Source organism: Desulfuromonas sp. (assembly GCF_002868845.1).
GTDB lineage: Bacteria > Desulfobacterota > Desulfuromonadia > Desulfuromonadales > BM501 > BM501.
Genome location: NZ_PKUB01000015.1, coordinates 71,479 through 83,985, shown reverse-complemented (window position 1 = coordinate 83,985; position 12,507 = coordinate 71,479). Strand labels below are relative to the sequence as shown.

General features: G+C 66.3%; 7 protein-coding genes. 1 reads left to right on the top strand and 6 read right to left on the bottom strand.

Annotated elements, in window-relative coordinates:
- Nucleotides 1–101: 101 nt before the first annotated feature.
- The 6 genes from C0617_RS04250 to C0617_RS04225 all read right to left on the bottom strand — a co-directional run bounded on the left by C0617_RS04250 (nucleotide 102) and on the right by C0617_RS04225 (nucleotide 8,263).
- Complete coding sequence (locus tag C0617_RS04250; RefSeq protein ID WP_291315773.1) at nucleotides 102–866, bottom strand: PP2C family protein-serine/threonine phosphatase; 765 nt, start codon at nucleotides 864–866, stop codon at nucleotides 102–104.
- Nucleotides 867–924: 58 nt separating this feature from the next.
- On the bottom strand, nucleotides 925–1,686 hold the full coding sequence (gene ttcA, locus C0617_RS04245; RefSeq protein ID WP_291315772.1) for a tRNA 2-thiocytidine(32) synthetase TtcA: 762 nt from the start codon (nucleotides 1,684–1,686) through the stop codon (nucleotides 925–927).
- A 154-nt stretch (nucleotides 1,687–1,840) separates the two neighbouring features.
- Nucleotides 1,841–5,005, bottom strand: a complete 3,165-nt coding sequence (locus C0617_RS04240; protein WP_291315771.1) for an efflux RND transporter permease subunit — start codon at nucleotides 5,003–5,005, stop codon at nucleotides 1,841–1,843.
- A gap of 17 nt (nucleotides 5,006–5,022) precedes the next feature.
- Nucleotides 5,023–6,210, bottom strand: coding sequence for an efflux RND transporter periplasmic adaptor subunit (locus C0617_RS04235; RefSeq protein WP_291315770.1), 1,188 nt, complete (start codon nucleotides 6,208–6,210; stop codon nucleotides 5,023–5,025).
- Nucleotides 6,207–7,637 (bottom strand): efflux transporter outer membrane subunit, encoded by a 1,431-nt coding sequence (locus tag C0617_RS04230; protein WP_291315769.1) that lies wholly within the window; start codon nucleotides 7,635–7,637, stop codon nucleotides 6,207–6,209. The genes C0617_RS04235 and C0617_RS04230 overlap by 4 nt, the downstream gene beginning before the upstream one ends.
- A complete protein-coding gene (locus tag C0617_RS04225) occupies nucleotides 7,634–8,263 on the bottom strand; it encodes a TetR/AcrR family transcriptional regulator (RefSeq protein WP_291315768.1) in 630 nt (209 codons plus the stop codon). The genes C0617_RS04230 and C0617_RS04225 overlap by 4 nt, the downstream gene beginning before the upstream one ends.
- 933 nt (nucleotides 8,264–9,196) lie before the next feature.
- On the opposite strand from C0617_RS04225, the gene C0617_RS04220 reads away from it, so the two are divergent.
- A complete protein-coding gene (locus tag C0617_RS04220) occupies nucleotides 9,197–12,409 on the top strand; it encodes a hypothetical protein (protein ID WP_291315767.1) in 3,213 nt (1,070 codons plus the stop codon).
- The last annotated feature ends 98 nt before the right edge of the window (nucleotides 12,410–12,507 follow it).

The window sequence follows — 12,507 nt, the reverse complement described above, 5'->3', positions numbered from 1 at the left end:
ACCCCTCCCGGAAATCTCCCGACATCCAAAGGTTCACCTCCCCCCCCGCGAGACGCTCGGGATGGGGATCGTTTTCGGAAGGAGCTCGGCCGGGCGGGCCTCTAGGCGTTTGTGAAGGGGCCGTGCAGGTCGATCACGATGGCGGTGCAGTCGTCCTCCGGCGGGTCGATGGCGCTGAAGGTCTGGATCTCCTCGAAAAGGTCCTCCAGGAATTTCTCGTGGTCCCCTTCGTGGGCGAGGAGCACTTTTTCCAGACGGCCGTGGCCGAAGATGTGCCCCTGGTCGTCGAAGGTTTCGGTGATGCCGTCGGTGTAGAGAATCAGGCGGTCCCCCTTCTCGAAGTTGAAGGACTTGACCCCCAGTTCCGGCTCGTCGAAAAAGCCGAGAGGCTGGGCGGTGGGGGCGAGGTAGGTGATGCTCTTGCCGCGGCGCACCATCGGCGCGACGTGGCCTGCGTTGACGTAGTGCATCGACAGGGTTCGGGGGTCGATGATGCTGCAGAAGAGGGTGGTGGTGAAGTAGTGGTCGTACTTGTCGGAGCGCTTGGCGAAGGTCTGCAGGAAGCGGTTGACCTCTGTCACCGTGTGGAGGGGGTCGCACTTGCGGGAGGTGGCCTCGTGGATGAAGCCGTACAGCAGGGCCATGACGAGCGAGGCGTGCAGGCCGTGGCCGGTCACGTCGCCGATGAACACCACCTGGCAGCCGTCGGGAAGGGTGATGAATTCGAAGTAGTCTCCCCCCAGTCCCTGGGCCATGCGGTTCTTGACCCCCATGCAGCACCAGGTGCACAGGGGCGAGCCCTTGGGGAAGAGCAGCTGCTGGACCTCTCTGGCCAGTCCCACGTCCTGGGTGTTGAAACCGTTCATAAGTCCCCCCTCGTATGCCGCCTCCCAAGTCTAACGAAGATTTGCGCTGTCGCCAGTCTCAGAATGTCTTGAGCCGCTTGTCCAGCAGGTGGCGGGGGTGGACGTTGCCCAGGGCGCCGAGCAGGCTGCGCTTCAGCTGGGGGTTCTCGGCGGCCATTTCCCGGATGAGGGCCTTCATGCGCTGGCGCTTCTGGTCGCCGGTGCCGCAGGCCGGGCAGGCGCAGCCGACCACGGGATAGCCGCTCCGGCGGGCCAGCTCGGCGATGACTTCCTCCTCCACGTAGACCATGGGGCGGATCACCGTGTGCCTGCCGTTGTCGGCGAGCAGCTTGGGGCTCATCGCCGCCAGGGTGCCGACGTAGAACTGGTTGAGCAGCAGGGTCTCGATGAAATCGTCGAGGTGGTGTCCAAGGGCGATCTTGTTGCAGCCGAGCCGGTCGGCCACGGTGTAGAGGACTCCGCGGCGCAGCCGGGCGCAGAAGGCGCAGTAGGAGCTGCCCGGCCGCAGCTTCTCCTCGATGATGCTCCGGCAGTCGGTCTCCTCCATGTGAAAGGCGAAGCCGCTCTCCTTCAGGTGCCCGGCGATGACCTCGGAGCGGTAGCCGGGAAAGCCGGGATGGACGTTCACCGCCACGAGTTCGTACCGGATCGGGGCGCGTCGGCGCAGGCCTTCCAGGACGTGCAGCAGGGCGTAGGAATCCTTCCCGCCGGAGACCGCCACGGCGATGCGGTCCCCCTCCTCGATGAGGTTGAAGTCGCCGACCGCCTTGCCGGTCAGTTTGCGGATCTTTCCAAAGAGGCGCTCTGCGCTCGTCGACATCGGTGACTCCGTGGGCGCTGCGCCCCTGTAATCAAAACAAAAATGTTAACCCAGAGGCGCAAAAGGGGGGATGCAAGGCGCAAAGAGAAGATCGAATGCGGCAGATTTTCAGTTCTTTACCCCTTGGGTCCTTCTCTGCCCTTCCGCGCCTCTGCTATTCAACCCCTTGGGGCCGGCCCTCCCGGGTTTCGGGGTGGCCGGCATGGCCCGCTTTCAGCCCGAACAGGCCGCGCACGTCCTCCAACACCAGGTAGAGGGCGGGGACGAGCAGCAGGGTGATGCCGGTCGCGAAGAGGATGCCGAAGCCGAGGCTGATCGCCATGGGGATCAGGAACTGGGCCTGCACGCTCGTCTCGAGGATCATCGGCGCGAGGCCGAAGAAGGTCGTCAGGGAGGTCAGCAGGATCGGCCGGAAGCGGCGCTGCCCGGCGTCGAGCAGGGCCTGGTGCGAGCCTGGCCCGGCGCGGCGGTTGCGGTTGGCCTGGTCGATGAGGAGCAGGGAGTCGTTGACCACCACCCCGGACAGGGCCACGATGCCGAACATGGAGAGAATGCTCAGGTTGAAGCCCATGATGATGTGGCCGAGCACCGCCCCGATCATGCCGAAGGGAATGGCGGCCATGATCAGCAGCGGCTGAGTGTAGGAGCGGAAGGGGATGGCCAGCAGGGCGAAGATCGCCACCAGCGCCAGCTTGAATCCGTTGGCCATGCTCCCCATCGAATCCCGGCGCTCCTTCTCCTCCCCCTCGAGGTCGAAGCTCAGCCCCGGGTAGTCGGCGGCCAGCTCCGGCAGCAGCCCCGCCTTCAGGTCGTTCAGGATCTCGCCCGCGTTGGCGGTCTTGCTGTCGACGCTGGCGGTGACGTTGATGACCCGCTTGCGGTCGCTGCGGTGGACCTCGGAAAAGCCCTGGCCCTCCTCGACGGAGGCGGCCCGCCCGAGGGGAACCTCGCCGCCGGCCGGGGTGCGGATGCGCATCCTCTCAAGGGCAAAGAGGCTTTCGCGCTCCTCTTCGGGATACCGGACCATGACCTTGACCTCGTTGCGCCCCCGCTGCAGGCGCAGCGCCTCGGCGCCGTAGAAAGCGCCGCGCACCTGGCGGCCGAGATCCTCCTCGGTTATCCCCAGGGTGCGGGCCTCGGGAGTCAGGCGCAGCTTGACCTCCCGCTTGCCCCGCGCGTAGGTGTCCTGGATGCCGCTCACCCCCGGATAGGCCGCCAGGGCCTCCCGGATCCGGTTGGACGCGCGGTCGAGGGTGGCGAAGTCCTCGTGAGCGAGGCGGACGTCGATGTTGGCCCCCATGTGAACCAGGTTGGATGAGAGGGCGAAGGACTCGGTCCCGGGAATCTCCCCCACCGCCTTCCGCCAGCGCCCCGCGATCTCGGTGGCCGGGATGCCGCGCTCTTCGCTCTTGGCGAGCAGCAGCGCGATATCCCCCAGGTGGGATCCCGAATCGCTCTGCCCGCCTCCGGGCCCGCCGCCGGCGATGGTCGATCCGGAGACGGCATAGATGCTGCGCAGCACCGAGTCGCCGGCCGGCCTCTCCCGGTCGTACTCGGCGATCACCTCCCGGGCCTTGGCGACGATGAAGCGCTGGATGCGGTCGGTCTCCTCCACCGGCGTGCCCTGGGGCATCTGCAGGGAGGCGGTGATGATATCCCCGTCCACCTCCGGCATGAAGGTGAATTTGACCACGCCGCCTCGGACCACCCCGAGGGTGAGCATCAGGGCGGCCAGGCCCACCGCCACGCTGGCGTAGCGCAAGCGCAGGTTCAGTTCGAGCAGCCGGCGGTAGGGCCCGGCGATGAAGCGGTCCATCCCGTTGCCGAAGCGCCGGCGGTTGCGGTCGATGACTCCGAGCAGGCCTCCCGGTGCCTCGCGCGGCCCGCCGAGGGCCAGGTGCGCCGGGAGGACGAGGAGCGACTCGACCAGGGAGACCAGCAGCAGGGTGATGACGACGAGGGGGATGACCTTGATGAATTTGCCCATCATCCCGGTGACGAAAACCAGGGGGAGGAAGGCCGTCACCGTCGTCAGGATGGAGAAGGTCACCGGGACGGCCACCTCGAGGGCGCCGTCGAGGGCGGCCCGCACGTAGGGCTTGCCCCGCTGGCGTTGCTCGTAGATGTTCTCGCCGACCACGATGGCGTCGTCCACCAGGATACCCAGGGCGAGGATGAAGGCGAACAGGGAGATCATGTTGATCGAAACGCCGAGCAGGGGCATGAGCAGGAGGGTGCCGAAGAAGGAGATGGGGATGCCGAGCATGACCCACAGGGCGAGGCGGATCTCCAGGAACAGGCCGAGGACGATCAGGACCAGGGAGAGCCCGATGGCCGCGTTCTTGGTGAGCAGGTTCATGCGGCTTGCGAAGAGCTCCGAGGTGTCGTTCCATGTGGCCAGCTGCAGCGATGTCGGGAGCGAGAGGCGCTTCTGCTCCACGTAGTCCCGAACCGTCTCGGAAATCTCGATCGGCTTCTGCTCGCCCACCCGGAAGACCTTGACCATCGCCGCCGGCTTGCCGTCGAAGCGGGCGAACTCGTCGGTGTCGCGGAAGGTGTCTTTCACCTGGCCGATGTCGCCCAGGCGCACCCGGGTGCCGTCCTCGGCGGACACCACGGTGATGTCGGCGTATTCCGGCCCCCAGTAGCGGCGCTCCTTGGTGCGCAGCAGGATCTGCCCACCGGCGGTCTTGATGGTGCCGCCCGGCAGGTCGAGGGAGGCCCGGCGCACCGCGGCCGCCGCCTGGTCCAGGGTCAGGTTGTAGCGGCGCAGGTTGTCCTCGGGGATCTCGATGGAGATCTCGTAGGGGCGCACCCCTCCCAGGTCGACCTGGGTGATCCCGGACAGGGCCAGCAACTCGTCGCGGATGCCTTCTGCCTGCTCGCGGATGCTGCGCTCAGGTGCGTCGCCGTAGACCACCACCGAGATGACCTCCCGGCGGTTGAGCATTTTGCTGATGACCGCCTTCTCGGCGTCCTCGGGGAAGGTGGTGATGCGGTCCACCTCGCTCTTGATGTCCTGCAGCACGCGGTCAGGGTCTTCCCCGGTGAGGATCTCGGCGGTGACCGTGCCGAAGCCTTCGGCGGCGGTGGCGGTGATCTCCTTGATGCCGTCGACCCCGGTCAGGCTGTCTTCGACCACCAGCAGGATGCCGTCCTCGACCTCCTCGGGGCCCGCCCCCGGGTAGGCCACCGAGACCTGGATGCGGTCCAGGGAGACTTCGGGGAAGACCTCCTGGGTGACCGAGGGGCCCTGCAGCAGCCCGCCGATGATGAGGACCAGCATCAGCAGGTTGGCGGCCACATGGTTGGTGGTCATCCACCGGACGGCACCCTTCATTGCGCGGCACCCGCGTCCAGCGGCCGCACCCTCATGCCGTCGGCCGCGCCCGGCAGGACCGTCAGGACGACCCGGGCGCCGTTCTCCAGGCCGCCTGCGATCAGGACTTCGTCCTGCTCCAGGCGCAGCACTTCTACGGTGCGGAAGCGCAGCAGGTTCTTATCGTCCGCCACCCAGACCGTGGAGCCCTCGTGCAGGGCGCGCCGGGGCAGGGCGATCACCGAGGGAAGGGTTTCGCCCTCCAGGGTCACGTCGACGAACATCCCCACCGCCAGGGCGGGGCGGCCCGGCATGGCGGTCTCCTCCATGCCGTAGGGGTCCGTTACCGCCACCACCACCCGGGCCATGCGCCCGCGGGCGTCCACCTCGCCGAGGGAGCGGACGACCCGGCCCTCCCAGTCGGATGTGCTGCCCCCCACGTTCATCCGCACCCTTGCCGGCGAACCGGCCTGCCCCGAGCCCGGTCCGGGGATGTTCAGCCATTGCAGCTCTTCCAGGGGCAGGGGCACGACCACTTCGGCGCTGTCGGTCCCGGCGATGACAGCGACGCCCTCGCCGGCGCGCACGTACTGGCCCAGGTCGGCCTGCTCCGAGCGCACCCGGCAGTTGAAGGGGGCGTAGACGCGGGTCCGCTTCAGGTCGAGGCGGGACTGCTCCAGGGCCGCCCGGGCCGCGTCCACCGCCGCCTGCGCGTTTTTCATCTGCGGTTCGTAGAGGGCCAGGGGGGGCGGCTCCCCCTTGTCCTCCAGGGTCAGCCGGTCCCACTCCTGCCGGGCGACCCGGGCCTGGCTTTCCACCGTCGCCAGGTCGTATTCGGTCTTGGCCAGGGCGGCCTGCGCCCGGTCGACCGCCAGCTGGTAGTCCACCGCCTCGATGTCGAAGAGCAGGTCCCCTTTTCGGAAAAAGCCGCCGGCGACGAAGTCGGGCGACAGACCCGTCACCCGGCCGCTCACCTGGGGGGTGATGCTCGCCTCTTGGCGGGCCTGGACGGTGCCGGTGGCGGAAACCCGGATCTGGCGCTCCCGGCTCTCCACGGCTATCACCTCCGCCAGGACTCCGGGGTGTTCGGGGGTGGTCTTCTGCGGTGCCTGGCGGCTGTTGATCAAGGTGCGCATGCCGACGAAGCCGACAATCAGGATGATCAGGGGCAGGGCGATGCGGACGAACTTGTTCTTGGCGCTCATCGCTGTTGTCCTTCTGTTTGGGCGGTGTTGAGTTTATGGTCCAATTCGGTCTCCATCCAGCTGCCCCCCAGGGCGCGGGCCAGGGTGATGCGGTCGGCGATCAGCTGTCGGCGCGATGCCAGCAACTGGCCTTCCGCGTCGAGCAGCAGGGCCTGGGCGGTCAGCACCGGCAGGTAGTCTGAAAGCCCCTGCAGGTAGCGCTCGGTCGACAGGCGCAGGGAGGCTTCCGTGGCGCTCGCCCGCTCGGCAAGCCGGCTGATGCGCTGCTCGGTTGCGCGGTTGCGGGCCAGTGCGTCTTCCACCTCCTGAAAGGCGCTCAGAACGCTCTGCCGGTAACCGGCCAGTCTCTCCCGGAACGCCGCCCGGCTGCGTTCCACCTCGGCCTTGCGCCGGCCGCCGTCGATCAGCGGCTGGGCCAGGGAGAGGGCCATGCCCCAGAAATCTCCGCTGATGATGCCGGTGCTGAAGGCGGTGCGGGAGGTTCCGTAACTGCCGAGCAGGTTGAAGGAGGGGAAGCGTTCGGCGATCGCCGCCGCCACCCCGGCGTCGGCCGCCTCCACCCGCCGCAGCGCCGCGCGCACATCGGGGCGCCGGGCCAGCAGCTGCGAGGGAAGACCGGCGGGAAAGGCCTCCGGGGCTTCGGGCAACGCCGGAAGCCCGGCGGCGGGCAGCGGGCCGGGGAACCGTCCCAGCAACGACGCCAGGGCGTATTCGGCCGAGGCCAGGCTGGCCTCGAACAGGGGCCTGCGGGCGCGGGCGGCGGCCAGGGTCTGGCGGGCCTGGTAGATGTCGAGGGCCGGAACCAGGCCCTCCCGGTAGCGCCGCTCCACCCGCTCCAGGGTGTCGGCGAAGGAGCCCACGGTGCGGTCGGTCAGTTCCAGCTGGGCCCGCTGCTCCAGGGCAAGGTAGTACAGGTCGGCGACCCGGGCCGAGAGGCCGAGATAGAGGGCGTGGATCTCCTCGCGGGAAGCCTCGGCCTCGAGGCGGGCGGCGGCAGTGCGGCTTTTGAGCTTGTTCCAGAGGTCCGGCTCGTAGCCCGCCGCCAGCGAAAGGGAGTGGCTGTTGCCGGTGAAGTCCCCGGCGAAACTCGGCTGGGCGTCTCGGCTGGCCCGTCCCTCGATGTTGAGGACGGGGCTCCGGGCCGCGGCGCTCTGCCGGGCGAGCGCCTCCAGCTGTTCCAGGCGGGCCACCGCCCCGGCCAGGTCCAGGTTGCCCGCGAAGGCCTCCACCACCAGGGCGTCGAGGCGGGGGTCGCCGAAGGCCTGCCACAATGGGCCGAGGGGTGGCGTCGCCTCCGCTGCCTGCCCGGCGAAGGCAGCCGGCAGGGGGGCGGGAGGGGTGATGGCCTGCGGGCGGTGCACGGCGCATCCGGCCAGCATGACGAGGGCGGCCAGGAGGATCGAGGCGGTGCATCGGCGGCCGGTCATGGTGTCTCCATGCCGGCGCTGACGAAGGGTATCAGCATGGCGATAATTTCCTCGGTTTCGCAGGCGGTGTAGATCCCGGGGGCGGGGATTTTTTCGGTGGCCGGGCACATCGCCTGGCTCATAGCCCCCAGGGCGAAGCGCAGGCGCCAGAAGATCAGGTTTTTAGGCCGGTCGGGAAGGGCCTGGCACAGGGTCTCGAGGAGCAGGATGAAGACCGGTTCCATGTGGCCGATGAAGAGGTCCCGCACCGTGTCTTCGGTTTCGGTCAGGGCGCGGCCCACCAGGGTGGTGAAGTCCCGGGCTCCCGGGCTCGAATCGCTAAAGCGCAGGGCCGGTTCGATAAAGGCGCGAAGGGCCGTTTCGGCCAGGGGCGGGCGCCGCTGTTCCCGGGCCGCCTCGAGCACCTGCTCCAGCCGTTCCCGCCGCTCCCGGTTGAGAGGAACCAGGCGGCGCTCGAAGACCGCCTCCAGAAGGGCTTCCTTGGAGCCGAAGTGGTAGTTGACCGCCGCGAGGTTCGCCCCGGCCCGGGACGTGATCGCCCGCAGGGAGGTGGTGTGGAAGCCCTCGCGGGCGAAGAGCCGCTCCGCCGCGTCGAGGATGCGTTCCTTGGTCCCGGGCTCGCTCACGGCCGCCTCCGCGCGGGAGGGGGGGGGATTTCTCGCCGCTGTAGTTCATGCGTTTGATTAAAACAATCGTTTGAAACGGTGTCAAGAGAAAAGGCCGGGGGACTTTTTTGAGCCTGGGAGCTAAAGACGCGGGGGGCGGCGTCCGAAAAGGAGGGGAGCGCCCGGTGGCGGTTTTTCACCCAGACCCTCTTGACATGGAGAGGAAGTGCGCTATCTTTGCCCGAATGAAAAGAGTGTCGCGCGCATCCCGCCTTTTCGGGCGGGTTGGGAAAAAGATGTTGACAATTTGTGGTGCTTAATAGTATTAAGCGCAGAATGTGTGAATGTGCATAGTGCGACCGATTCCAGCGATGGGACGTTATGTTCTAAAGAGGGAGATGGCGTGCCGTGATGACGGCGCTGCCGAAAATTTGCACAGGGGCGCGTCAAATGGCGTCTTTTTGCGACAACCTGGGAGGGCCGGGAGGCCCCGGCGGGGGATGGGACAGCAGAGCGCCGAAAAAGGGCGCATTTGGTGTTGACACACCCCCCTGTGTTATATAGTATTCCTCCTATTCTCGCCCGGACCCCCCGGCGAGCGGCTATTTGTCCCGGTTCCCGGGTGGGCTCGCAGGGTGATTGGGTACGGATAATGCAAACCCGCGAGGATGTCGGTTCGGTTCGGCATTTCGCGGTCGAAGTCAAAAACGCTAGCAAAGGCCAAAGTTTTCCGTGTTCTCGAAGACAAACAAATTAGGGAAAGGAGGGTTGATGGCAGACTAAGGTGACGAGGCGTTTTAGGTGCAATGTGTATGTATGCAGGAAGTAAAATCTAGCTTTGTGGTCCTCCGAAACTTGAACTGAAGGTCTGGTCCGTCCGCTTCAAGAGTTTGCATTGTGGCAACATCTGGGAGGAGCATGAAATCCGTATGAATCAGGAAGGAGAAACGAAGAATGATCAAACACTTTAGACTGGCAACGGCATTGACTCTCGTTTGTGCCCTGTCTCTCGTGCTGTTTGTTTCGGGTTGTTCCCGGGACGACGGTGACGCGGGATCCAACACCACCTCCACCTCCACCTCCACTACCGGGCAGGATCTCGATCTCGCTCAGGGCGTCGGTTCCGTGGCCGGTGTTGTTGTGGACAGCAACGGCAACCCCCTCGCCGGCGTGATCGTCGGCATCCTCGGCACCCTGACCACCACCACCAACGCCGCCGGCCAGTACGCTTTCGCCGACGTGCCCGTGGCTGACGTTCGCGGCGCCGACCAGGACTACTACAGCGAGGACATGACCGCCGTCCTCGTGACCGTGGTCGCCCCCACCGGTTACCTCGGGGCCACCGTGGCCGCCTATCCCTACGCCCAGTTCGACGGCAGCAACGACTACACCGGCGACGCTGCCGGCAGCGATGTCGTCTCCGAAGGCAACAACAAGGTCGTGACCTTCGTCGACGGCTTCGTGGCCCAGGCCGTGACCGCCGTTCTGCCCGAGCTCGCCGCTGAGGTTTCCGGCTGGCTGCGCGACTGCGACACCGGCGAGGCCCTGGCCAACCTGCAGGTCAACCTTGACTTCGTCGCCACCGAGTGCGCTGGCAACCCCTGCAGCGACGACATCTTCTACCAGACCACCCCCTACGTCGCTTTCACCAACAGCGACGGCTTCTTCACCGTCTCCGGCGTGCCCGTCGATTCGGCTCTGGACGTGCTCGTCGGCAACTACGAGACCGATGATTTCGCCTCCGAAACCCCCACCATCGTCGCCGATGTCTCGACCTTCGACGTTGTCAACAACCTGGGCAACATCAGCATCTGCGAGATCACCGATGCCGGTGACGAGGTCGATCCCTTCGTGGTTGCGGCTTCCGGCGTTTTCGCCGAAGGTGCCGACCGTGCCCTGCTCACCAAGGGTATCGACGGCGTCAACCAGCCCATCGTTCTCATCTTCAACGAGCCCCTCGATGCCACCGTGGCCGCCAACTCCGTTCTCGTGCGCGACCTGACCACCGGCGCCTACGTTGACGTGGCCTCCGCCGTGGTTGACGGCAACATCCTGACCCTGACCCTCGTCGAGGCCCTGGCCCAGGACATCGAGTTCAACGTCTACCTCCTCCGCGCCGACTTCACCGACGGCACCAACTTCCTGGACGAGAACGCCGCCCTCGACTACGACCTGATCACTGCCGCTCCTGCCGTGGTTGCCAACCAGTACGTCCAGGTCAACCTGGCCACTTTCCGTGAGGCCAACACCAACGCCGAGGCTCCTGTCCTCGCGCAGGTTGGCGACAACTGCCCCACCGCCGAGGAGCAGCTCAACGCTCCCGAGGCCGAAGATCGCCTCCAGGCTCTCTACGACGCCGACCCCTTCAGCGGCATCGGCGACATCGACGTTACCACCACCGAGCTGACTTTCACCGCCACCAACGCCAGCGGCTACGGCATCTACTACACCGACAGCGATGACGGCCTCATCGAGCTGACCGCCGGCGTTCCCTCTGTGGACCTGGGCGTCATCGGCGGCACCCCCGTCATCGCCCTGTCCCAGACTGGCACCAACGGCCCCACCCAGAGCGGTGACTTCGAAGCTTCCGCTTCTGGCGACCTCGTGACCATGGACCTGACCGGCTTCGCCATCGGCGACGAGGTCTGCATCACCCCCATGGACGACTTCGGTTTCGAAGGGACCGAGGTTTGCATCATCATCGCTGACATCGTCGAGCCCACCACCGTTCTCCAGAACGGCTACGGCTTCGGCAACACCGTCACCACCGGCGGCGTGAGCGGCGACGACGCTTACGGCGACGGCGCCGAGCTCTCCGGCGAGAGCACCCTGCTCGTCACCGAGGGCGGCACCCCCATCTTCCCGGTCACCCCCCGTCTCCTCGCTGACCAGGCTGCCGCTCCTTCCATCACCGAGCCCGCTGAAATCCGCGGCCTCTACGATGCCAACGGCATCAACGATCCCGATGTCGACGTCGTCGGCGACGAGTTCCAGTTCGAAGCCGACATCTACGACGCCACCTCCTTCATCGCTTGGGACGACTTCTCCCGCGTTGTCGGCGTGGCCTTCTCCGAGAACATCAGCGTGACCGACGGCGCCGCCATCGTGGCCGGCTACGACGGCACTGTCGGCATGATCGCCGAGCCGACTTCCCTCAACGACGTCCTCCAGCAGGACGACGGCGACACCTTCGGCCATGACGCGGACCGCGACCTGGTGACCCTGGTTGTCGAAAACGTCATCACCTTCGCCAACATCGACGACGACGCCGTCATCGACTTCACCGACGCCGTGGCTGACGAAGCCGGCAACGTGGCTTCCACCTGCGCCAACGCCCGGGTGGTGATCGACGACCGCATGCCTCCTTTCGTCACCCTGTCCTACCTCGACGACGACGGTCTGACCATCGTCTTCAACGAAGCGATTGCCCCTACCGACTCGGACTTCGTCGTCCTGACCAGCCCCGACGACGCCATGGACTTCGCGGTCATCAGCCTCGCCGACACCACTCTGAGCGTCGACGGCCTGACGCTCAACATTCCCTTCGAGAACCTCGCTGCTCCTCTCGCCGGGGACTTCAGCCGGGCCACCCTCTTCTCCGAGGACTATGCCTACGCTGAGGCGGCTTACAACGCCGTCGGCGGTGCCGGCGCCCTCAACCACGCCATTCTCAACACCGACGTGATCGAGGACCTCGAGGGGAACGCCTGGGAAGACTTCACCGGCGTCGTGGCGACTCCCGAGTTCGCCGCTGTTGACATCCTCGGTGCCCTCACCCTCACCACCAACAGCCCGGACTTCGTCGCTGGCACGGACGATACCTTCTCGCTGGTCTACTCCTTCAACCAGCCCCTCGACATGGAAGTGACCTTCGGCCTCGCCGCCGGTGTCACCACCCTGACCGGGGCCCAGGTTGATGCCCAGTTCGTCTTCCTCGAGGACACTGTTGGGGTCAACGCCTTTGCTGCCACCGTGGCCGGCAACGGCGCGACCCTCAGCGCCAGCGGGCTGGTTCTGACCGTGGTGTTCGACCTCACTGCAGGCGAGCTGGAGCTCGGGGATAGGGTTACTCCCCAGTTCCCCTACTTCTACAGCGAATTCGCTGGCGGTGACATCAACGATCCTCTTACCCGGATCGCTCCTGGTCCCGAGTTCGTGACCGAGTAAGGTTTCGAACGAAGAACTATTCTGCAATGCAAGGGCCGCCTTCGGGCGGCCCTTTTTTTTTCTTTGGTGCCATGCTCCGATAAAACCTGTATCCTGTG

Excerpts from the sequence above, each read along its gene's own strand:
- C0617_RS04250 (WP_291315773.1), bottom strand. The coding sequence starts at position 866 with ATGAACGGTTTCAACACCCAGGACGTGGGACTGGCCAGAGAGGTCCAG.
- ttcA (WP_291315772.1), bottom strand. The coding sequence starts at position 1,686 with ATGTCGACGAGCGCAGAGCGCCTCTTTGGAAAGATCCGCAAACTGACC.
- C0617_RS04240 (WP_291315771.1), bottom strand. The coding sequence starts at position 5,005 with ATGACCACCAACCATGTGGCCGCCAACCTGCTGATGCTGGTCCTCATC.
- C0617_RS04235 (WP_291315770.1), bottom strand. The coding sequence starts at position 6,210 with ATGAGCGCCAAGAACAAGTTCGTCCGCATCGCCCTGCCCCTGATCATC.
- C0617_RS04230 (WP_291315769.1), bottom strand. The coding sequence starts at position 7,637 with ATGACCGGCCGCCGATGCACCGCCTCGATCCTCCTGGCCGCCCTCGTC.
- C0617_RS04220 (WP_291315767.1), top strand. The coding sequence starts at position 9,197 with ATGATCAAACACTTTAGACTGGCAACGGCATTGACTCTCGTTTGTGCC.